The sequence below is a fragment of the Cupriavidus sp. LA-1 genome (assembly GCF_055385985.1).
In genome coordinates, this window is sequence record NZ_AP031388.1 from 1,533,235 (window position 1) to 1,554,099 (window position 20,865).

21 protein-coding genes are annotated in these 20,865 nt (G+C 68.4%); 13 read left to right on the top strand and 8 right to left on the bottom strand.

Translation table 11 applies throughout. From position 1 onward, the window contains the following. Nucleotides 1–98: 98 nt before the first annotated feature. A complete protein-coding gene (locus ACZ5MJ_RS26165; RefSeq protein ID WP_464223820.1) occupies nucleotides 99–2,945 on the bottom strand; it encodes a M16 family metallopeptidase in 2,847 nt (948 codons plus the stop codon). A 175-nt stretch (nucleotides 2,946–3,120) separates the two neighbouring features. Between ACZ5MJ_RS26165 and ACZ5MJ_RS26170 the strand changes: the two genes are divergently transcribed. The 3 genes from ACZ5MJ_RS26170 to thpR are packed head-to-tail and all read left to right on the top strand — an operon-like array spanning nucleotide 3,121 to nucleotide 5,687. Further along, complete coding sequence (locus ACZ5MJ_RS26170; protein WP_464223821.1) at nucleotides 3,121–4,602, top strand: AlkA N-terminal domain-containing protein; 1,482 nt, start codon at nucleotides 3,121–3,123, stop codon at nucleotides 4,600–4,602. Further along, the gene (locus ACZ5MJ_RS26175) at nucleotides 4,599–5,099 is read left to right on the top strand and encodes a methylated-DNA--[protein]-cysteine S-methyltransferase (RefSeq protein WP_464223822.1); all 501 of its coding nucleotides are present in this window, start codon (nucleotides 4,599–4,601) and stop codon (nucleotides 5,097–5,099) included. The genes ACZ5MJ_RS26170 and ACZ5MJ_RS26175 overlap by 4 nt, the downstream gene beginning before the upstream one ends. A gap of 18 nt (nucleotides 5,100–5,117) precedes the next feature. After that, nucleotides 5,118–5,687, top strand: coding sequence for an RNA 2',3'-cyclic phosphodiesterase (thpR, locus tag ACZ5MJ_RS26180; RefSeq protein ID WP_464223823.1), 570 nt, complete (start codon nucleotides 5,118–5,120; stop codon nucleotides 5,685–5,687). On the opposite strand, the gene ACZ5MJ_RS26185 is transcribed toward thpR, so the two are convergent. Next, the gene (locus ACZ5MJ_RS26185) at nucleotides 5,671–6,294 is read right to left on the bottom strand and encodes a LysE family transporter (RefSeq protein ID WP_432261478.1); all 624 of its coding nucleotides are present in this window, start codon (nucleotides 6,292–6,294) and stop codon (nucleotides 5,671–5,673) included. The genes thpR and ACZ5MJ_RS26185 overlap by 17 nt on opposite strands. Before the next feature lie 132 nt (nucleotides 6,295–6,426). On the opposite strand from ACZ5MJ_RS26185, the gene ACZ5MJ_RS26190 reads away from it, so the two are divergent. Then, nucleotides 6,427–7,320: a LysR substrate-binding domain-containing protein gene (locus ACZ5MJ_RS26190; RefSeq protein ID WP_464223824.1), complete on the top strand. Its 894-nt coding sequence runs from the start codon at nucleotides 6,427–6,429 to the stop codon at nucleotides 7,318–7,320. Nucleotides 7,321–7,507: 187 nt separating this feature from the next. Further along, a complete protein-coding gene (locus tag ACZ5MJ_RS26195; protein ID WP_464223826.1) occupies nucleotides 7,508–8,266 on the top strand; it encodes a flagellar brake protein in 759 nt (252 codons plus the stop codon). A gap of 112 nt (nucleotides 8,267–8,378) precedes the next feature. On the opposite strand, the gene ACZ5MJ_RS26200 is transcribed toward ACZ5MJ_RS26195, so the two are convergent. After that, nucleotides 8,379–9,227, bottom strand: coding sequence for an IclR family transcriptional regulator domain-containing protein (locus ACZ5MJ_RS26200; protein ID WP_464223827.1), 849 nt, complete (start codon nucleotides 9,225–9,227; stop codon nucleotides 8,379–8,381). A 402-nt stretch (nucleotides 9,228–9,629) separates the two neighbouring features. Beyond that, nucleotides 9,630–10,019, bottom strand: a complete 390-nt coding sequence (locus ACZ5MJ_RS26205) for a hypothetical protein (RefSeq protein ID WP_464223828.1) — start codon at nucleotides 10,017–10,019, stop codon at nucleotides 9,630–9,632. Nucleotides 10,020–10,701: 682 nt separating this feature from the next. Between ACZ5MJ_RS26205 and ACZ5MJ_RS26210 the strand changes: the two genes are divergently transcribed. The 5 genes from ACZ5MJ_RS26210 to ACZ5MJ_RS26230 all read left to right on the top strand — a co-directional run bounded on the left by ACZ5MJ_RS26210 (nucleotide 10,702) and on the right by ACZ5MJ_RS26230 (nucleotide 13,925). Beyond that, nucleotides 10,702–10,938, top strand: a complete 237-nt coding sequence (locus ACZ5MJ_RS26210; protein WP_432261473.1) for a hypothetical protein — start codon at nucleotides 10,702–10,704, stop codon at nucleotides 10,936–10,938. A 46-nt stretch (nucleotides 10,939–10,984) separates the two neighbouring features. After that, nucleotides 10,985–11,323 (top strand): hypothetical protein, encoded by a 339-nt coding sequence (locus ACZ5MJ_RS26215; RefSeq protein WP_078201278.1) that lies wholly within the window; start codon nucleotides 10,985–10,987, stop codon nucleotides 11,321–11,323. 106 nt (nucleotides 11,324–11,429) lie between these two features. Then, the gene (locus ACZ5MJ_RS26220) at nucleotides 11,430–11,624 is read left to right on the top strand and encodes an oxidoreductase-like domain-containing protein (protein ID WP_432261471.1); all 195 of its coding nucleotides are present in this window, start codon (nucleotides 11,430–11,432) and stop codon (nucleotides 11,622–11,624) included. Next, the gene (locus ACZ5MJ_RS26225) at nucleotides 11,621–12,535 is read left to right on the top strand and encodes an NAD-dependent protein deacetylase (RefSeq protein WP_464223830.1); all 915 of its coding nucleotides are present in this window, start codon (nucleotides 11,621–11,623) and stop codon (nucleotides 12,533–12,535) included. The genes ACZ5MJ_RS26220 and ACZ5MJ_RS26225 overlap by 4 nt, the downstream gene beginning before the upstream one ends. A 145-nt stretch (nucleotides 12,536–12,680) precedes the next feature. Then, the gene (locus ACZ5MJ_RS26230; protein WP_464223831.1) at nucleotides 12,681–13,925 is read left to right on the top strand and encodes an MFS transporter; all 1,245 of its coding nucleotides are present in this window, start codon (nucleotides 12,681–12,683) and stop codon (nucleotides 13,923–13,925) included. A 1-nt stretch (nucleotide 13,926) separates the two neighbouring features. Here the strand turns inward: ACZ5MJ_RS26230 and ACZ5MJ_RS26235 are convergent, their stop codons facing one another. From ACZ5MJ_RS26235 to ACZ5MJ_RS26245, 3 genes are all read right to left on the bottom strand, one after another. Then, nucleotides 13,927–14,484, bottom strand: a complete 558-nt coding sequence (locus ACZ5MJ_RS26235; RefSeq protein ID WP_464223832.1) for a DUF1439 domain-containing protein — start codon at nucleotides 14,482–14,484, stop codon at nucleotides 13,927–13,929. Nucleotides 14,485–14,603: 119 nt separating this feature from the next. Then, nucleotides 14,604–14,807 carry a SlyX family protein gene (locus ACZ5MJ_RS26240; RefSeq protein WP_010811191.1) on the bottom strand — a complete coding sequence of 68 codons (204 nt, stop codon included), beginning with the start codon at nucleotides 14,805–14,807 and terminating at the stop codon, nucleotides 14,604–14,606. Between the two features lie 86 nt (nucleotides 14,808–14,893). Next, nucleotides 14,894–15,319, bottom strand: coding sequence for a VOC family protein (locus tag ACZ5MJ_RS26245; protein ID WP_464223834.1), 426 nt, complete (start codon nucleotides 15,317–15,319; stop codon nucleotides 14,894–14,896). Nucleotides 15,320–15,582: 263 nt separating this feature from the next. Between ACZ5MJ_RS26245 and ACZ5MJ_RS26250 the strand changes: the two genes are divergently transcribed. Beyond that, on the top strand, nucleotides 15,583–16,530 hold the full coding sequence (locus tag ACZ5MJ_RS26250; RefSeq protein WP_464223835.1) for a LysR family transcriptional regulator: 948 nt from the start codon (nucleotides 15,583–15,585) through the stop codon (nucleotides 16,528–16,530). Between the two features lie 13 nt (nucleotides 16,531–16,543). Here ACZ5MJ_RS26250 and ACZ5MJ_RS26255 read toward each other — a convergent pair whose 3' ends face one another. Beyond that, a complete protein-coding gene (locus tag ACZ5MJ_RS26255; protein ID WP_464223836.1) occupies nucleotides 16,544–17,320 on the bottom strand; it encodes an enoyl-CoA hydratase in 777 nt (258 codons plus the stop codon). Between the two features lie 398 nt (nucleotides 17,321–17,718). Here ACZ5MJ_RS26255 and argG point away from each other — a divergent pair, with 398 nt between their 5' ends. Further along, nucleotides 17,719–19,044: an argininosuccinate synthase gene (argG, locus tag ACZ5MJ_RS26260; protein ID WP_464223837.1), complete on the top strand. Its 1,326-nt coding sequence runs from the start codon at nucleotides 17,719–17,721 to the stop codon at nucleotides 19,042–19,044. A gap of 236 nt (nucleotides 19,045–19,280) precedes the next feature. Continuing rightward, complete coding sequence (locus tag ACZ5MJ_RS26265) at nucleotides 19,281–20,633, top strand: MFS transporter (protein ID WP_464223839.1); 1,353 nt, start codon at nucleotides 19,281–19,283, stop codon at nucleotides 20,631–20,633. The last annotated feature ends 232 nt before the right edge of the window (nucleotides 20,634–20,865 follow it).

A 20,865-nucleotide genomic window follows, 5' to 3' on the forward strand; every position in this document is an offset into this window, starting at 1 on the left:
ACTGTTCCCGGCCGCGCCGCCGAGACGTTGCGCAGGCCGTGCCCCCCGGCCTGCGCCAGTCCAGTCGAGTATTGTTTTCCATGTATGTCAGAGGCATGTCAGAGGCGCGCCGGCGGCTCGGGACTGCCCCCGTGATTGCCGGTGCCGTTGCCGGTTGCCGTGCCTGTCGTCGTGCCGGGGGCGCCCGCTTGCGCCGGTGCGCCGGCGAAGTCGCCCGCATAGGCGCGTGACAGGGCGCCGGGCTGCATGTAGCGCCGGATGGCGGCGTTGACCGTCTGCGGCGTGGCGCTGCGCAGCCGTTGCTCAAGTTCCTCGGTAAAGGCCATGGTGCGGCCCAGGTAGAGCTGGATGGCCAGCGCGCCGGCCAGCGCGGCATCGCTGCTGCGGCTGACCATGCCCTGCTGCAGCAGGCCGCTGACCGCCTCGGCCAGTTCCTCGGCGGTAATGCCGTCGCGTACGAAGCGCTCCAGTTCCTCGGTCACGGCGCGCTGCACGCGCGGCAGGTTCTGCGGCGCATACTGCGCGCGCACGCCGAAGCGGCCGGCGTGGTCGAGCGCGCCTACCTGCACCCAGCTGCTCGCGCCGTAGCTCAGCCCTTCCTGCTGGCGCAGCCGGTCAGCCAGGCGGCTGCGCAGGCTGGCGCCGCCCAGCACGCGATTGGCAATGAGCATCAGCGCATAGTCGGAGGCGTCGCTGGTCAGGTCGATCGGGCTGACGGCCAGGTAGACGGCATTGGCCTTGCCCGGCGTGGGCAGCGTGAACTCGGCCGGCGGGATCGGCACGAAGGGACGGTCGACGCGCGCATAGGGCTGTGGCGCGGTCCAGTCGCCGAACAACTGCGCTGCCTGCGCGCTGGCCGCCGCGGCATCGAAGTCGCCCACCAGGCTCAGTTGCGCATGGCCCGCGCCGTAGAAGCGGGCGTGGAAGTCGCGCACCTGCGCCAGGGTGGCGGCCTGCAGGTCGGCAATGCTCTCGGCGATGGTGCGGGCATGGCGCGGGTCGCCCACGGGGTAGGGGTCGCCGTGCTGGCCCAGGGCATTGGATGCCAGCACGCCGGGTTCGCGCTGCGTGCTTTCGATATCGGCGATGCTGGTCTTGCGCAGCGTCTCGAACTCGGCCTCGGGGAAGGTCGGCGCGCGCAGCAGGTTGCGCAGCAGCGCCAGCACTTCCGGCAGGTACGCACGGCGCGTCTCGAAGCTGACCGTCACGAGTTCCGAGCTGCCGGAGATGCCGACGCGCGCGCGCAGTGCCTCGAGGCGGTCGGCGATCTGCTGGCGGTCCATGCCGGCCGTGCCGCGCCGGAGCATGGCGGCGGTCAGCGCACCCACCGTGGTCAGCCCCTGCAGGCTCTGCACATCCCCCGTGCGCAGCAGCAGCACGCCTTGCACCACTTCTCCGCGCGCGGGCTTGGGCAGCAGCGCCAGCTGCATCCCGTTGGCGAGCGTCTGGCGCGTGGTATGGGATTCGATATTGGCGGGGCTGGGGTCGAATGCCGCCACCGCGGCCGGCGCCTGCCTGCCCTGGTAGCCGCTGACCATCGCCGCGACGTCCGGTGCCGGCGGCACCAGCGTGCGCTGCGGCTGCTCGGCGGGCAGGAACACGCCCAGGGTACGGTTCGATGCCTGGAAGTAGTTCTGCGCCACGCGCTGCACGTCGGCGAGCGTGGTGGTCTCGACGCGGTCGCGCGCCAGGAAGAACAGGCGCCAGTCGCCCTTGGCGATGGCCTCGGACAGCGCAATGCCCAGCGCGCCGGGATCGTTCATGTACTGCTCATAGCCATTGCGCATGCGCACGCGCGCGCGTTCCAGCTCGGCCTCGGTCACGGGCGCTTCGGCAAAGCCCTCGATCTGCGTGATCAGCCCTGCGCGCGCGGCGGCAAGCGGCTGGTCTTTCGAAGTCTCCGCCATGAACAGCAGTACGCCGGGATCCTTCATCGCATAGAGCGCGCTGCCGACCGAGGCCGCCTGGCCGCGTTCGACCAGCGCCTTGTACAGCCGCCCGCCCGGCGTGTCCGCGAGGATGATGGTCAGCAGCGACAGCGCGGTGGCGTCCGGGTGCGCGCCCGGGCTGATGTGGTATTGCGCGGCCACCAGGCGCGTGTCGCCGGGGCGCATCACCACCAGCTCGCGCGCGCCTTCCTGCGCGGGCTCGACGGTATGCTCGGGCGGCAGCACGCGCTGCGGGCGCGGAATCGGGCCGAAGTCACGCTCGATGCGCGCCAGCGTGGCGGCGGGATCGAACTTGCCCGCCACCACCAGCACCGCGTTGTCGGGCTGGTAGTAGCGGCGATAGAAGGCGCGCAGGCTGTCGATGCTGACTTGCTCCACGTCGCTGCGCGCGCCGATCGGTGCCTTGCCGTAGTTGTGCCAGCGATAGGCGGCGGCCATGGTCTGCTGCATCAGCATGCGCCCGGGGCTGTTCTCGCCCATTTCCATCTCGTTGCGCACCACCGGCATCTCGCTGTCCAGGTCGGCGCGCGCGATCGCGCTGTTGACCATGCGATCGGCCTCCATGCGCAGCGCCCAGTCCAGGTTGTCGTCGCTGGCGGTGAAGGTCTCGAAGTAGTTGGTACGGTCCTGCGCGGTGGTGCCGTTCGCGCTCATGCCGCGCCGCGCGAATTCGGTCGGGATGGTCTTGCCCGGCAGCGACGGCGTGCCCTTGAAGAGCAGGTGCTCGAGCAGGTGGGCCATGCCGGTCTCGCCGTAGTTTTCATGGCGGCTGCCGACCAGGTAGGTGATGTTGACGGTGGTGCTGGCCTTGGCCGCGTCAGGTGCCAGCACGATACGCAGGCCGTTGGGCAGGCGGTATTCGGTGATGCCTTCGACCGACGTCACCTGGGCGGCCCTGGCGGATGTCGCCGCGGGCGCGGTCTGCACCGGCTGCGCCAGCGCCGGCGTGCCGGCAAGCGAAGCAAGCAGGGACAGGTTCAGGGCAGTACGGCGCATGGGGTCTCCGGTCGGGCGGTGGCAGTGAGGGTGGCAGTGAGCTCGCGGGTGAGGCACGCAGCGCATTCTAGCCGCCGTCCCTGCCAGCCACTGTGCCGCAGCCCACGCCTGCACGCCAGAGGGAAATGTCCGAATCCAGCGGATATGCGGCGGCATGTAGCGGTAGCATGCCGTCATGAACCTCGATCCCGATACCTGCTACAAGGCCGTGGCCTCGCACGACCGCCGCTTCGACGGGCGCTTCTTCGTGGGTGTGTCGTCGACGGGCGTGTACTGCCGGCCGGTGTGCGCGGTACGCACCCCCAAGCGCGAGAACTGCACGTTCTATGAGAGCGCCGCCGCGGCCGAAAAGCACGGCTTTCGTCCCTGCCTGCGCTGCCGTCCCGAACTGGCGCCCGGGCATGGCCTGGCCGATATTTCCGGCCGGCTGGCACAGGCCGCGGCCACGCTGATCGACGAGGGCTTCATGGCCGAAGGCAGCGTGGCCGCACTGGCCGCGCGCATCGGCGTGACCGAGCGGCACTTGCGGCGCCTGTTCGATGCGCAGTTCGGCGTGTCGGTGCTGGAGTATGCACAGACCCAGCGGCTGCTGCTGGCCAAGCGGCTGCTGGCCGACACCGCGCTGCCGGTGACCGAAGTGGCGCTGGCCGCGGGCTTTGGCAGCGTGCGCCGCTTCAACGATGTGCTCAAGACCCGCTATGGCCTGACGCCGCTGGCACTGCGCCGGCGCGCCACCGACGGCGTCGCCGACCGGCTGGTGTTCGACCTTGGCTACCGCCCGCCCTTCGCCTGGGACGCATGGCTGCGCTTCCTGGCCACGCGCGCGGTGGACGGCATCGAAGCCATCGCGGACGGCGCCTACCTGCGCACGCTTCTGGTGGAAGCCGGCGGCAGCACGCACATTGGCTGGGTGCGCATTGAACACGTGCCGCGCAGGCTGGTGCTGCGTGTGACGCTGTCGGCTTCGCTGGCGCGCGTGATTCCGCAGGCGCTGGGCAAGGTGCGCCGGCTGTGCGACCTGGGCTGCCGGCCAGACGTGGTGGACCGGCACCTGGGCGAACTGGCCGAGGCGATGCCGGGCGTGCGCCTGCCGGGCAGCGTCGACGGCTTCGAGATCGCGGTGCGCGCGGTGGTGGGGCAGGTGATCCCGGTGGTGCAGGCACGACGCATCCTGGCCGCGCTGGCGCAACGGGCAGGGCAGGCGCTGGACGGCACGCCGCCAGACGGCCTGCGCCATACCTTCCCGACTGCCGCCGCCATCGTTGCACTGCCAGAGCAAGCCTTACGCGATGCAGGAGTGTCGGCGGGCAAGGCGCGCACGCTGCAGGCGCTGGCCAGGCGCGTGGCTGACGGCACGCTGGCGCTTGACGCGCACGCGGTGCCGGAGCAGGCCGTGGCGGCGCTGCGCGAGATCGACGGCATCGGCGACTGGACCGCGCAGTATGTCGCCATGCGCGCTCTGGGCTGGCCCGATGCCTTCCCCGGCACCGACTATGCGCTGCGCAAGGTGCTGGGCGTCAGTACCGTGCGCGCGATGCAGGCACGCACGGCGCAATGGGCGCCGTGGCGGGCCTATGCCGCCATCCACCTGTGGCATCGCTATGAAGCGATGAAGGACGCCGCCCCCGCGGTGGCCGAACCGGAGACGATCGCATGACCAGCTATCGCCATATCGACAGCCCGCTCGGGACCGTATTGCTGCGCGCGCAGGCGGGGCACCTGACCGGCCTTTACTTCTCGGGGCAGAAATACCACCCCACGGGCATTGCCGACAGCCGCGACGTGCCCCCGGCCGATGCCGCGGTGCTCGATCGCGCACAGGTGGAACTGGCCGGGTATTTCGCCGGCCGCCGCGACACCTTCACCGTGCCGGTGCGCTTTGCCGGCAGCCCGTTCCAGCAGCGCGTATGGCAGGCGCTGCTGGACATCCCGTGCGGCGAGACCGCATCGTACGGAGAGCTGGCCCGCATGCTGGGCCTGCCGCCTACGCATGCGCGCGCGGTGGGCGGCGCGGTGGGGCGCAACCCGCTGTCGGTGATCGTGCCCTGCCATCGCGTGCTCGGCAGTGCCGGCGCGCTGACCGGCTACGCCGGCGGGATTGATCGCAAACGCGCCCTGCTGCAGCGCGAGGGCATCCGCGCCGCGCCAGGCTGACGGCCTGGCCGCGCTGCCATGGCCCGCCTGTTCATCGCCGTGGAAGTGCCGCCCGCACAGGCGGCATGGCTGCTGTCGACCCTTCCCGCCGCACACGGCGTGCGGGCCGCCGCGCCAGCGCAGGTCCACCTGACCTTGCACTTCCTGGGTGAGTGTCACACGCCAGGCGAACAACTCGAAGCCGCGCTGGGCAGCATCAGCGCGCCTGCCTTCGAACTCCGTGCATTCGGTACCGGGCGCTTTCGCAGCGGCCAGGGTTCGGTGCTGTGGGCAGGCCTGGCGCCCGGCCCTGGCCTGGATGCGCTGCGCACCTTGCATGCCGATGCGGGCCAGGCGCTCGCGGACACCGCCGGCATCGCACCGGAGCGGCGGCGCTTTCATCCCCACCTGACGCTGGCCCGCTGCAAGCCGTCCGTGCCGGAAAGCGTGCTGCGCGCCTGGCTCGACAGGCACCGCGCGCTGGCCAGCGAGCCGTGGTCCGTCGCGCGGCTGGTGCTGTTCGAAAGCCGGCTCGGCCCGCAGGGCCCGCAACACCTGGTGCGCCAGGCGTGGCCGCTGGCGCCGGCCGGCCCTACGCCAGGTTGCTGAGCCCCAGCGCCACGCCCAGCCCGCACAGGGCCGAGCCGATGGCGCGGTCCAGCAGCCGCTGGCGCCGCAGCATCGCCGCGCGCAGCGCCGGTGCGGTGAAGACGCAGGCCACCAGGCTGAACCAAGCCAGGTGCGCCACTGACATGAATCCGCCATAGGCCCACTGCACCGGCACCGGCGTGTGCGCATCGACGACCTGGGTGTAGGTGCTGACCACGAACAGCGTTGTTTTCGGGTTCAGCGCATTGGTCAGAAAGCCCATGCGCAGCGCCGCCAGCGGTTTCAGCGTGCCGGTTCCTTGGAGGTCCACCGCCAGGGCGTCCCGCTTGCGCAGCGTCTGGACGCCGATCCACACCAGGTAGGCCGCCCCCAGCATCTTCACCACCGTCAGCACGCTGTGCGCGTGCGCCATCAGCAGCGCTACCCCGAACATCGTATAGAGCACGTGCACCTGCACCCCCAGCGCGATCCCGAGCGCGCTGAGCAGGCCGGCGCGCCGGCCATACAGGTAGCTGTTGCGAGTGACCATGGCGAAGTCCGGACCGGGACTGACGACGGCCAGCACGGTCACGGCGGCGACTGCGAGGGATTCGGCGATTGGGGGCATTTTCTGTCAGTTTATGTTGCAATTATCCGGAGATCGCCACCTCTGGCGATCAAAGCGTACCCAATTCTGCGTGCCGAAAAGCGCCGCCACAACCGATATATACTCGCGCAATTCCGTGAGAAAAACTGACTGATGCACTGGCTGGGCTGGATCCGATTCTTTGAGGCCGCGGCGCGCCACGAGAGCTTTGTCCGGGCGGCGCAGGAGCTGCACCTGACCCATGGCGCGGTCAGCCGGCAGATCCGGCAGCTGGAGGACACGCTGGGCGTGGCGCTGTTCGAGCGGCGCAACCGCGGCGTCTTCCTGACCGAGGCCGGGCGCACGCTGTTTGCGGCGGCCACGCAGTCGATGGAGGTGCTGGCCGGCGCCGCCGCGCGCATCCGCACGCAGCCGCCGGGGCGGGCGCTGGTGCTGTCGTGCGAGCCGACCATCGCCATGCGCTGGCTGATCCCCCGGCTGCCACGCTTTGCCGCGCGCCACCCCGACATCCCGCTGCACCTGATGGCTGCCGGCGGCCCGATCGATTTCCCGCGCAGCGGCGCGGATCTGGCGCTGCGGCGCAATGACTTTGCCTTCGATGCGCGCTGGCATGCGCGCGAGGTGGCGCAGGAACGGGTGGGGCCGGTGTGCCGGCCCCGGCTTGCCGAGGGCGCGGCCGTGGTGCCGGCGCGGTTGCATACGCGCACGCGGCCCGAGGCGTGGCAGCGCTGGCAGGCCATGCGTGCCGATGCTGCCGCCGCAGCGCGGTTCGACGGCGACGCCTGGTACGAGCACTTCTATCTCAGCCTGCAGGCCGCGGCGGCGGGCCTGGGCTGGGCCATGGCCTCGCAGTTGATGGCCGCCGACGAGATCGCCGACGGCCGGCTGGCGGCGCCGTTCGGCTTTGTGGCCGACGGTTCGGCCTACCACCTGTTGTCGCCCGCACCGTTCGAGCACGACACGCGCCGGCTGGTGCTGCTGGCGTGGTTGCGCGAAGAGGCGCAGGCGACGCTTGAAGGGCCGCCGCCGGCGCCCTCCGAAGCCTGAAAGCGGCGTGCGCGCTACCCCCCGGAAGTCTGTGCTCAAGTTCTGCCACAGATTTGCCGAAGTGAGAACATCAGTCTTGCCGGGTATTGGGGCAGGCGCTTAACATGCGGCGCGCGGCCGGTAGGCCGACACCCCGATTGCCTCCCGTAGCCGGCGATCCCCGCCACTCCAGATGTTGCGTGAACTCATGAATCAGCACGACGCCCCCGGGCCAGCCGACACCGGTGCCGAATCCGACATTGAGCCGACCGATGACCGCTATCGCCTGACGCACAACTCGCAGATCGGCACGGTGCTGCGCGACCTCTCGTGGCAGAAGTGCATGCTGAGCGTGCGCACCCGCACGGCGCACCAGTTCGTCACCTCGATCCTGCATGTCGACCCGGTCAACCGCACCTTCGTGTTCGACTGGTGCAATGCGGAGTCCGAGCGGATGTCGCTGATGACCTCCGACGAGAACGCGTTCTCGGGACTCTTGCGCGGGGTGCCCGTCAACTTCGTGGTGGGCCAGCCGGCCGCCACGCGTTACGAGGAAGGCCCTGCCTTCGTGGTCGAGTTTCCGCAGAAGCTCTACCACTTCCAGCGCCGCCGCCATTTCCGCGCGCGCACGCTGGTGACCAAGGGCTACCGCTGCGAGATGCAGATGCCGGACAAGACCGTGCTGGGCCTCGATATCGCCGACCTGTCGCTGTCGGGCGTGGGACTGCGCTCGAAGACGGTCACGTCCGAACACCTCCCGGTTGGCACCACGGTCGGCAAGTGCCGGCTGGACTTCCGCGAACTGGGCAAGCTCGAGCTGGACATGCAGGTGGTCGGCCACTGGCTGGTGGGGCATGACGGCAGCGCCATCCACCACTTCGGCTGTGCTTTCGTCAATCCCGACGGGCGCGTGGAAAACTTCCTGCAGCGGCTGGTGTTCGCGCTCGAGCTGGCGCACCGGGGCTGATCCACGCGGCGCTCGCGTGGCGCGATGCGGCGTCGCTGCCGCAACCTGTCGCGGACACGGCATGATCGCCGCCATGCTCAGTCCCGCACGGCTGCGCGGGTAATCCGCGGCGTCAGGCGCCGACCATCCGGCCGATGGCCGCCGCGGCTTCGCGCATCGGCGCCAGCAGCCGCGTGATCATGTCGGCTTCGGAGACGCGCGCGGCGCGCACGCTCACGCTCAGCCCCGCCAGCACGATGCCCGAAGCCGAGCGCACCGGCACGGCCATGGCGCGCAGGCCGGGCTCCAGTTCTTCATCGACGATGACGTAGTCCACTTCGCGGGCGCGCTCGAAGCACGCTTCCAGTTCCTGCCGCGAGACCTTGGTCTGCAGCGTGCGCGGGCGCAGTTCGGCATGCTCGAAAAAACCGTCCAGCACCGTGGCGGGCTGGTGCGCCAGCAGCAGCCGGCCGTTGGAGGTGCAGTAGGCCGGCAGGCGGCTGCCCATGCCGAGCGAGTAGTTCAGCACCCGCTGCACTTCGGAGCGCACCAGGTACAGGATGTCGGTGCCGTCCAGGATCGCCAGCGTGCAGGTCTCGTGGATGCGCGCGCTAAGGTTGTCCAGGATTGGCTGTGCCAGCGAGACCAGCGAGGTCGACGAGAAATACGCGTGCCCCAGGTGCAGCACGCGCGGGCGCAGCGCGAACTGCCCGTCCTGCTGGCTGACGTAGCCGAGCTGCTCCAGCGTATAGAGGCAGCGCCGCACCGAGGCGCGCGACAGCTGCGTGCGCTGCGCCACCTGCGAGATCGTCAGCGGGCGCTTGCGTTCCGAGAAGGCTTCCAGCACGGTCAGCCCGCGCGCCAGCGACAGCATGAAGTTGGGATCGCCGGCAAAGCTGGCGAGCAGGTCGGCCTGGGGCCGGGCAACGCGGACGGTGTCGGCCTGGGCGTGGCCTAGACCGAGGGGGCGGAGGGCATCCATTGGGAGCGGAGTTGTCAGTGCGTGTTGTTCGATAATCGCGCAATATTAAACCGGCCGGAGGCCGAGGGCCAGCACTGGTTTCATGCTGCGCTGCATCAACCCCGCCGAGAGGACCGATGACCAGCCCGCCGGCCAGCGACAGCCAGGGTGTGAAATGGGAGAAATCGATGTGCGCGGGCGAGGGGCGCGCCGGGGAACGGCGCGTAGTGGCCGCCTGTGCAGCCCGAAGCTCGGATCACAGGTGCGCCGCGACCAGTTCTCGGGCGTGTCCTTCCGGCGTGACCACCCGGATACCGTCGCTCTGCGCGTGACGCCTGGCGGACAGGGAGCCAGGAAGCCTTATCGGGTTCCTGGCTCACCATTTGTACAACATGTATTTCCTGGCCTGTGGCCGGAGCCCGCTCAGGTAAGTTCGGCCCCGGCAACTTGCCGTTCACCACCACAATGCGGGTCGCAGTCCTTCGGCCGTGCAACCGCCAGCAACTCCGGGGATGCTTCGACTATTCCCCCAGTGTTCATCGATGCGTGGTTGCTACCATCAGCAAACGGGTCACGCGGTACCGTCGCGGCATTAGCCCCGTCGGTGAATGGGTCGCGCCTCTCCGGCGCTCTCGCGCCATCTGTGAACACGTCTCGACTGCCCGTGACTCTCGCGCCGTCCGTATAGACGTCGTACCTTGCAGCCTTCCCGCCATCCATATAGGGATCACGCGGCCCCACCGTGCCGGCGGAGGCTGCACCAGCGCTAAATGCAACACCCATTACGGTGAGCAATAAGACCTTCTTCAGCATGTTCCACCTCCTCGTAAGGTGGTTGTTCTTCCCCGGCTTGAAACGGACTATAGGATGGCTCGCCCGGTTTTTGCACGCGCAGAAACTTATACCTTTGTCATAACGCTCATGACTCGTAGAGATAAGCGTTATCTTGAATATTTCAAATGATGAAAGGGCGCCGCTTCATGCCAATGCTTCTTTGCGAAACATCTCTACCGGCCGTCAACGCCGTCGCGAAGCTTGCGCCCATAAAAAAGTCGCCGCTTGGGAGCGGCGACCCGGGAAGGTCGTCATTCAAGAGGGGTCTTGCTGACGAGAAAAGTATAGACATTTGAATTAAGACATTACATACAACTTTGGTGGGGTACAGAGTGGAGCACATTTGGCGAGTGCTTATGCTGGCCGGTTCAGAACGGTTTGCCCAAGTACCCTGCCTCCAGAGAAAAGGCCGGCGTACCCGCCACCAGGTCGGTTGCCACCGCGCGGTAGGGAATCGGCAACCGGTCGAAATCCCGTCTGGTGCCTGGTCCGGCAAGGGCGGGCTGCCGCGGCGGGAGGTCCGGCTATCTTCGGACAAAACGCGGCGTGCAGATCCTCTGCCTGCAATCCGGCAAAACAATGCGTCACGCACTTCGGAAGCGTGCGGATCGACGCGCCGCCGTACGCTAAGATGGACAGAGGCAAGGCGGTTGGGGACTGCATGTACGGTTATTTTTTTTGCCAGACCGCCGCGGGGCAGCTCACGCTGATTCCCCGCGAGAAGGACTGGATGCTGATGCTGGGCAATGGTGTGATGGGGCGATACCCCGATGCCCAGTCGGCGGTGGATGCCCTGCACGGTGGCGCATTGCGCGTGCAGGGGCGGTGCATCGATGCCAGTGCGCTGGGCGTGCCAGCGCGCGCGCACGACTGGCTCTACCATGTACTGAGCCGCTGACGCGGCGCACCGGCGGGCAGGCTGTCCCGCCAGAGGGGGAATCGCCATGACTGCCCTGGTCGAGTGGACGCGCGAGCATACCTGCCGGCTGTTTCCGATGTCGGCCGAATACAGCCGCGGCTTCAGCCCCGATGGCGACAGCCAGGTGGAAGTCAGCTGGCAGGCCGAGCCGGCCGGCTCGCCCGGCCGCTGCCGCGTGAGCGCGGCGCTCTTGTTCGAGCAGAGCGTGATCGATGCCGTCTACCTGGCCGATGCGCCCGAACTGGCCCGCATCGGCGCCCGCCTGGCCAGCCTGGTGTCGCGCTGGCTGGCCGAGGATGACATCGCCTGCCTGTCCGGCACGGCGCTGGTGATCCCGGTCGGCGACGTGCTGCTCAGGCACTGAGGGGCGCCACCCCCATCCGGGGCGGTGCCGGCATCGGCGTGCGGGCCGGAATATACTGGCGGCTGGTCCGCCATTGCGCTGTCTGCGCGCTCCGCAAGTGTCTCAAGTGCCCCCCGGTTCTTCCCCCGACGATCCCCGCCCCGTGCCGCCAGAGCGGCCCGGCGACGATGAATGCTGCGGCTCCGGCTGCGATCCCTGCATCTTCGATTACTACTACCAGGAGATGGACCGCTACCGCGAAGAACTGCGCGCGTGGGAAGCGCGCCAGGAAGCGCGCCACGCGGAGGATCCGGCAAGTTGAGCGCGCCGCAGCAACCGTTCCCTGCGGCATCCGCGCTGTTTGATTTCGTACAGCGCCACCCGCGCCTGTTCGTGCTGACCGGTGCCGGCATCAGCACCGATTCCGGCATTCCCGGCTACCGTGATTCCCGCGGCCAGTGGCAACGCTCGCAGCCCATCACGCTGCAGGCCTTTCTCGGCTCGCATGCCGGGCGACAGCGCTACTGGGCGCGCAGCATGCTCGGCTGGCCGGTGGCGTGGCAGGCGCGGCCCAATGATGCGCACCATGCGCTGGCGCGTCTGGCCGCGCTTGGCCGGCTCACGGCACTGGTCACGCAGAACGTCGACGGCCTGCACCAGCGCGCCGGCAGCGAGGGCGTGATCGAACTGCACGGCAGCCTGGCCAACGCCATCTGCCTGGACTGCGGCGCACGCCATGACCGCGCCGGCCTGCAGGACTGGCTGCTCGCGCAGAACGCCGCGCTGCGCGACGTGATCGCCGAACCCGCCGCCGATGGCGACGTGCATTTCGAATCGCCGCTGTTCGCGCAGTTCCGCGTGCCCGAGTGCGGGCGCTGCGGCGGCGTCCTCAAGCCCGACGTAGTGTTCTTCGGCGAATCCGTGCCACGCCCGCGCGTCGACGCCGCACGCGCGGCGCTGGAAGCCGCGGACGCCGTGCTGGTGGTCGGTTCGTCGCTGATGGTCTATTCCGGCTACCGCTTCTGCGTCTGGGCCGGCCAGATGGGCAAGCCCGTGGCTGCGCTCAACCTGGGCACCACGCGGGCCGATGCGATGCTCGCGCTGAAGGTGGAGGCCGGCTGCGCGCCGACGCTGCAGGCACTGGTGTCGCGGCTGGAGCCGGGCGCGGCGAGCGGGGACGGCGGCCGTGCTGGTAGCGCTGGCAGTGCTATGCAGGGGATGGGCGGCGTCTGACGCGAGGGTGATCTGAAGTTTCGCTGGCATCGTCCCGCAAGTTCCGAAATGCACTGAGGAAAGGGCGAAATCTCGCGCCTGCGGCGGCCAGGGCAGCGATCGCGCCCTATGCTGACCCGTTTCGACAACGCGTTCCGCCATTCCCATGCAAAGGCTTGCTGCCGTCCCAGGATACAGGCCGCTGCTCGCCGCCAGGATTGCCAGCAGCCTGACGGTGTGGCTCGACGCCACCGTGGTCTTTTCGCTGCTCGCTTTTCACTGGGGAGCGGATGCGACCGCTGCGGGCGTGGCTGCCTCGCTGTTCGTCATCCCGGTCCTGGTCGGCGGCCCCTTCTTCGGCTGGCTGGCCGACCGGGTCAATCAGGCCGCCATGCTGTTTGCCAGTTACAGCGCGCGCGGCATCACATCGTTGCTGCTGCTCATGGCGGCAGACCTGAGCGTGTTCGTGCTGCTGGTCATGCTCAAGGCGTTGGCCAATGCCAGCGCCTTGCCGGCGGAACAAGTCATGGTCCGGTCGATGCTTAGCCAGGCACAGCTTGCCGCCAATGCCGGCTTGATGACGGCGGCCGACCAGATTACCAAGGTCTGCGCGCCGCTGATCGCGGCCGGCGCGACAGCGCTGTATGGGCCAATGTCGGGCCTCTGGCTTTCGGCTGGCCTGCCGGTGCTCGCAATCGGATGCCTGGTGCCGCTGCGCGACAGGGCGCGCCCTGTCGCTGCGCAAGGCACGCCAACGCGGGGAGCGTTGCGGCCGGGGCCATTGATGGCGCTGCTGCGCGGCAGTCAAGCCGTGCGGGTGTCGTTCGGCTGCGTGTTCACGCTGACTTCGATATACGGACTCTACGACCCGCTGCTGGCGTTGTTCATGAAGTCGCAGGGGTTGCCGGCATCGGCGTTCGGCATGCTGGTGAGCGGCACTGCCGCGGGCGCCGTGTGCGGCGCGCTGGCGTTTCCTCGCCTGTACCGGTGGTGTGGCATCCGCCTGGCGCCGCCCGGCCTCGCCGTGGTAGGGCTGACCGTGCTGATCCCCGGCGTGCTTGTCGGCAGCGGCATCAGCATGCCCGAGATGCTGTGGCTCGGGCTCTGGGTGGCGAATGGCTGCGCATATTGCCTGGCATGCCTGAGCCAGGCCGTGGCGATCCAGCAGCAATGCCCGCGCCATTGTCTCGGCAGCGTCAGCGCCACGGCCAGGAGTGTGCAACTGGTGGCGCTGGTGCTTGCGCCGCTGCTGGGCGGGATGCTGGCGCGCAAGCTCGGAATCCCGCTGGTGTTCTCGCTGAGTGGTGGACTTGCCATTGCCGGTGGCTGGTTCTGGGCCCAGCGCGCGCAACGCGGCCACGCCGCGCGGCAGGCTGAGCAATCAGCGAACCGTGAGCAGGCTGGCTCATAGCCTACCGCTGCTTCACCTCCACCCGTACCTCATCCTTGCCCACGGTGATCGCCCCGGGCTCGATGTCCTTGCCCCCGAAGCGCAGCTCCTCGGGCTTGAACGTATAGACCGGATAGTCCTTCAGCAACTGCTGCGCGACCACGGCGCCGATGGCGTTGAGTTGTTCGCGGTATTGCCCCATGCCTGCGACTTCCACCTGCTGCACCGTCGGGTTGTCGAGCAGCACCGCACGCTTGGCCGGGTCGTAGCGTACGCCGCTGTTCAGCGCCAGCTTGCCGTCCACCGGCGGCGATGGCAGCAGGCTGTTGGTCAGGCGTGCGTCGACGTGGGTGGTGACGCGGTTGTTGGCTTCGTCCAGTACCAGTCGCGGGTGGCTGAGCTGCACGCTGACGACTTCGGCATAGCGCAGCGTGGCGGGGAAGCGCTTGTCCAGCGCGGTCTGCAGTTCCTGCCGGGTCAGGGAGTATTCGCCGGTCCAGAGGTTGTAGCCGGCGAACGCCGAGGACGCACCAGCGGCGATGCAGGCAGCGGCAAACAGCAGGGAGGGGTTCAGACGCATGTGGCGGATCGGGCGCGCCGGTGAACGGCGCCGTGGATGGAGTCAGCCTGTCAGACCGCGCTGGAAGGGTGGCGTTCCGTCACATCGGCAGTGGCGACGCATTGCACTGGGCGTGTCGATCAGTAGTGCGGCGGGATTTCCTGCTGGGGGTCGGCTTCGGCCGCAGTGGTGGCGGCGCTGCGCACCTGCTGGTACAGCGCGCGGAACTGCTCCTGCAGCAGGTCGATCTGCTGCTGCTGGCGGGCCACGGTGCTGTTCAGGGTATCAAGGAGGTCTTCCTGGAAGGCGAGCTTGATTTCGAGTTCGTTGATGCGATCATCCATGGCTAGGTTTCTCCGGCGGGCGGCGCATTGTAAGCCCTTACGCTCAAGGGGCGCGCCGCTGCCGGGAAACCCGCGTCACGTCTTGCTTACTTCGGTGCCGTCAGCAGCATCCACAAGATGCCGAAACGGTCGGTGACCATGCCGAACTGTTCGGCAAAGAAGGTCTTGTCCAGCGGCATCACCACCTGGCCGCCTTCCTTCAGGGCGTTAAAGGCCTTTTCGACCCCGGCCTTGTCAGGGTAGTTGATCGACAGGCCGAACCCCTGGAAATTGGGCTGGTTCGAGCAGCGGCCGTCGGAGGCCATGATGATGCTGTCGCCAACCTGGAACTCCAGGTGCATGACCTTGTCCTCGGTGCCGGCGCCGGGCTGGCAACCCGGGCTGGCCTTGTCGGCTTCCGGGTTTTCCTTGAACGTCATCCGCATGTTGACCTTGGCGCCGAGGGTGGTCTTGTAGAACTCGACGGCTTCATCGCAACGGCCTTCGAAGAACAGATAGGGCTGGACTTGCATGACAACTCCTGTAGGTGAGCCGCCGCCTGGGCGGTCCGTGGATATCGGCATGGCGCGCGCATCAGGCGGCGCGCTGGCAACTGGCGCACGCTATTGTGTACGCCGTCCACAATACCTTAGCAAAGAAAATGAACGACGTCCACATCAATCGGGGCCGTGGCTAGGACGGTAGCGCGGGCGCGATGTCCACGGCACTGCACTAGAATGGCCCGACCTTGCCAATCGCCAAACCTTTCGACCTGCCCGGCCCAGACGGAGTTGCCTTGCGTTACGAACTGACCGACCTGCGGCTGTTCCAGGCCATTGCCGATGCGCAAAGCCTGTCAGGTGGCGCTTCGGCCACGCATATCACCGCGTCGGCGGCGAGCTACCGGCTGAAGAACCTGGAGCATGCGATGGGCACGCCGCTGTTCGTGCGCACCGCGCGCGGCATGGAGCTGACGCCGGCCGGTGGAACCCTGCTGGTCCATGTGCGCGAACTGCTGCTTGGCGTGGAGCGCATGCATGGCGAGGTGGGGCGCTTCTCCGCCGGGCTGAAGGGCAATATCCGGCTGCTGGCCAACAGCAGCTCGCTCAACGGCTTCATCATTCCGAGCGTGAGCCGCTTCCTGCTGGCCAACCCGGATGTGAACATCGACCTGGAGGAACGCGCGAGCCCGTCGATCCTTGCGGCGGTGGCGGCGCTCGAGGCCGATGTCGGCATCCTGGCGGGAGATTTCCAGAGCGGCGGTGAAGCCACCGGCGTGCGCTCGGTCCACTACGCGCGCGACGAGCTGATCCTTGCGGTGGCCGCGGACCACCCGCTGGCGCGTGAGCCCGAAGTGCGTTTCGGCGCGGCACTGGCTTTCGACTTTGTCTGCATGAGCCGCACCAGCAGCAACTTCCTGTTCCTGCGCGACATGGCGCAGCGTGCGGGCAAAGGGCCCAACGTGCGGCTGCATGCGCATAGCTTCGATGCGGTGTTGTCGCTGGCCGAGGCCGGCGTGGGCGTGGCGCTGGTCCCGCGCAGCGTGGCGGCGCAGGCCCTGCGCGAGGCGCGCGTGGTGGGGGTGCGCCTGGCCGAGCCGTGGGCACTGCGCGAGCTGAACCTGGTCGTGCGCGCCGACGGCAAGCTGCCGGCGTTTGCCGAGGCGTTCGCGCAGTTCCTGCTCAACGATCCGCGCGTGGTGGCCACGCGCGCAGGCGGCGCCGTGGCGGCCACGGCGCCCTGAGCCCTGCCGCGCTTCAGCGCTTGCGGTTCAGGAAGGTGGCCATGTGCTGCTGCGGCTCGCCGGTGTCGAAGGCGCTGCCGAACTCGGTCACGCTGTGGTTGATCGAGACTTCCAGCGGCGCATCCTCCCACTTGCGCAGCAGGCGCTTCTGCTGGCGCACCGCCACCGGGCCGAAGCCGGCCAGCAGCGCGGCCACGCGTTCGACCTCCTGGTCCAGCTCCGCCAGCGGCACCACGCGGCTCACCAGGCCCCACTGCAGCGCCTCTGCCGCGTCGGAGATCTCGCCCGTCAGCAGCATCCATGCGGTGCGCGCATTGCCGATCAGCCGCGGCATCAGCGCGGCGTGGATCACCGACGGGATGCCGACCTTCACCTCCGGCATGCCCAACTGCGCGTTGTCGGCGGCGATGCGGATATCGCACGCCAGCGCCAGCTCCAGCCCGCCGCCCAGGCACCAGCCCGGCATGCGCGCGATCACCGGCACCGGCAGGTGGCGCACGGCGTCGCACAGGCGGCGCAGGCCGCTGATGAAGGTCTCGGCGCTGGCGCGGTCCAGCGCGGCCATTTCCTTGATGTCGGCGCCGCCGACAAAGCCCTTCTCGCCCGCGCCGCGCAGCACCAGCACGCGTACCGCGTCATTGCCGGCCAGCGCTTCGACGGCGCGCGTGAGCGATGCAATCACCGGCGTGCTGAGGATATTGAGCGAGCCCGCCTCGCGGATGGTGACGGTGGCGATGCCGCGCGCGTCGATCTCGACGCCGGCGTGCGTTTCTTGCCGAAGTGCGCTCATGTCGGTCCCTGTGGCTTACTGGAGCTTGGTGAAGTGGATGTCCTCGACGACTTGCTTCCAGTGGGCATTCTGCCTACGGTCGGTATTCACCCTCGCCCAAACGGCGCAGTATAGGGAGGGGTCCTGGAGCGAACCAGTCGAGAGTATTGAACGGCGCGTTCGCGGGTTTTGAATGGTCCGGGGAGGGGCCGGCAGCCCCGGATGCAGGTGGCGCCGGCGCCCCCGCCAGCGCCGGCGTTTGGCGCGTGGGCGCTGCCGTGTCACAATTCGCGTTTGGCACTGACTCGGCACGTGACTCGGCCGGCCGCGTCGCCGTGCTTCCCGCCACCCCGGCGCGCGCGCATTGGAGGCCGGGAAGCCCGCCCAAGAGCCGACAAATTCACTTAGATTTTCTGGCGATGACTACCATCCTGCAGCACATTCCTTCCGGCCAGCGCGTCGGAATCGCCTTCTCCGGCGGCCTTGACACCAGCGCGGCACTCCTCTGGATGCGGCAGAAGGGCGCGATCCCCTACGCCTACACCGCCAACCTGGGCCAGCCCGACGAGCCCGACTACGACGACATCCCGCGCCGCGCCAAGGCCTACGGCGCCGAGGAGGCCCGCCTGGTCGACTGCCGTTCGCAACTGGTGGCCGAAGGCATCGCTGCCCTGCAGTGCGGTGCCTTCCATATCTCCACCGCCGGCATCACCTACTTCAACACCACCCCGATCGGCCGCGCCGTCACCGGTACCATGCTGGTCGCCGCGATGAAGGAAGATGGCGTCAACATCTGGGGCGATGGCAGCACGTTCAAGGGCAATGACATTGAGCGCTTCTACCGTTACGGCCTCCTGACCAATCCCGGCCTGCAGATCTACAAGCCGTGGCTGGACCAGCAGTTCATCGACGAACTGGGCGGCCGCGCCGAGATGTCCGAGTTCATGCGCCAGAACGGCTTCGACTACAAGATGTCGGCCGAAAAGGCGTACTCGACCGACTCCAACATGCTGGGCGCCACCCACGAGGCCAAGGACCTGGAGCACCTGGATTCGGGCATCCGCATCGTGCAGCCGATCATGGGCGTGCGGTTCTGGCGCGATGACGTGGAAGTCAAGCGCGAGGAAGTCACCGTGCGCTTCGAGGAAGGCCAGCCGGTTGCGCTGAATGGCCAGACCTTCGCCAACGCCGTCGACCTGTTCATGGAAGCCAACCGCATCGGCGGGCGCCATGGCCTGGGCATGAGTGACCAGATCGAGAACCGCATCATCGAAGCCAAGAGCCGCGGCATCTACGAAGCCCCGGGCCTGGCGCTGCTGTTCATCGCCTACGAGCGCCTGATCACCGGCATCCACAACGAAGACACCATCGAGCAGTACCGCGACAACGGCCGCCGCCTGGGCCGCCTGTTGTACCAGGGCCGCTGGTTCGACCCGCAAGCCATCATGCTGCGCGAAACCGCCCAGCGCTGGGTGGCGGGCGCCATCACCGGCGAAGTCACCATCGAACTGCGCCGCGGCAACGATTACTCGATCCTGAACACCACCTCGCCCAACCTGACCTACAAGCCGGAACGGCTGACCATGGAGAAGGGCGAGTCGATGTTCACCCCGCTGGACCGTATCGGCCAGCTGACCATGCGCACGCTGGATATCGTCGACACGCGCGAAAAGCTGCAGACGTATGCCAAGAGCGGCCTGCTGTCGTCCAAGGTCAGCGCCTCGCTGCCGAAGCTGGAAGACTGAGCCCCGCTGCGCCTTGCCTGAAGGCGGCGCAGCCAGAAACCGGCACCTTTGGGTGCCGGTTTTTTTTGCCTCGGCGTTTTCCCCAACTGTCCCGGAATATCAAACGTACGTCCCGGAATATCAAACCGCGGCATCCAAATCGCCAGATACTGGCTGGGCTCGCCACCCCTCCGGGTGCGCGCAGTGAACGCCCGGCGGCGCGAAGACCGCCGGCTTGCTTGCGGAGACGCCCGACCATGTCCAGACCCCATCTTGCCGTTGCCGCGGAGCCGGTCGTGCCGGCCGTGCCGGCCGCCGCCGGACCGCGCTATGCGTGGCTTGTCTTTGCCCTGACTTTCGGGTTGCTGCTGTCGGACTACATGTCGCGCCAGGTGCTCAACGCGGTGTTCCCGCTGCTGAAGGCCGAGTGGCAGCTCGGCGATACGGAGCTGGGCGCGCTCGGCGGCGTGGTGGCGCTGATGGTGGGCGTGCTTGCGCTGCCGCTGTCGCTGCTGGCCGACCGCTGGGGGCGTGTGCGCAGCCTGATCCTGATGGCCGCGCTCTGGAGCCTCGCCACGCTGGGTTGCGCGGTGGCGGACAGCTTCGGCCAGATGTTCCTGGCGCGGCTCTGCGTCGGCATCGGCGAGGCGGCGTATGGCAGCGTAGGCATTGCCGTGGTGGTGTCGGTGTTCCCGCGCCATCTGCGCGCCAGCCTCAGCGCCGCGTTCATGGCCGGCGGTGCCTTTGGCTCCGTGCTTGGCATGGGGCTGGGCGGCGTCCTTTCCGCCCACTTCGGCTGGCGTGCCGCCTTTGCGGGGATCGCCGCCTTTGGGCTGGTGCTGGTGGCCTGCTACTACCTGACCATCAGCGAGGAGCGCCTGCGCGGGCTTCAGGAACGCATCGGCGGGTCGAGTGGCAATACGGCCCGGGCCCAGCCGATTGCGGCGCGCCGGATCGTGCGCGAACTGCTGATGGTTCCCTCCGTGCTGTGTGCCTGCATGGGCAGCGCGCTGCAACTGCTGGTGCTGGCGTCGCTGCAGGCCTGGCTGCCCAGCTTTCTGTCGCGCGACTATGGCATGGCAACCGGCAACGCCGGTGTGTCCGCGGCGCTGCTGGTGATGATCGCGGGCGTGGGCATGGTGATCTGCGGCGCGCTGACCGACCGCGTGGCGCGCCACGCGCCCGCGCGCAAATGGCAGATGGCGATGGCGTACAGCGTGGTCTGCTGCCTGCTTCTGATGACCGGGTTCCGTCTGCACACAGGGCCTGCCCAGCTGGCCTTGATCGGTGCCGGCATGCTGGTAGCTGGCGGTACCGCCGGCCCCGCCAGCGCCATGGTGGCCAACCTGGCGCGGCCCGCCATCCATGCGACCGCCTTCGCCACGCTGACGCTGATCAACAACCTGCTGGGGCTGGCGCCCGGCCCCTTCCTGACCGGCGTGCTGGCCGACCGTATCGGGCTGGCCGGCGCCCTGCGGTGGATTCCGCTAGCCAGTGCCGCCGCCGCGCTCCTGTTCTGCATCGGCCGCCGCCACTACGCCGCGGACCTGCGGCGCCTGGAAAGCCCTGACCATCCCGCACTCCGCGCTGATCCAGCCGCTTGCGCCTGACCTCTTCCCATCCGTTCATGACCGCTACACCTGCCCACACCGTCCTGTTGGTGCCGGGTCTGCGCGACCACGTCGCCGAGCACGGGTAAGCGCTGAAGATTGGTCCGCTCCAGGTCGGCACCGCTGGCGACGGCGCTGGCGCAGGTCAACGCCGGGCGTGGCCGCTTGCGGCGATGGACTGGAGCGGTCGGCGCCACACCTTGCTCCGTGCGGCGCCGATGAAGCCGCGGAA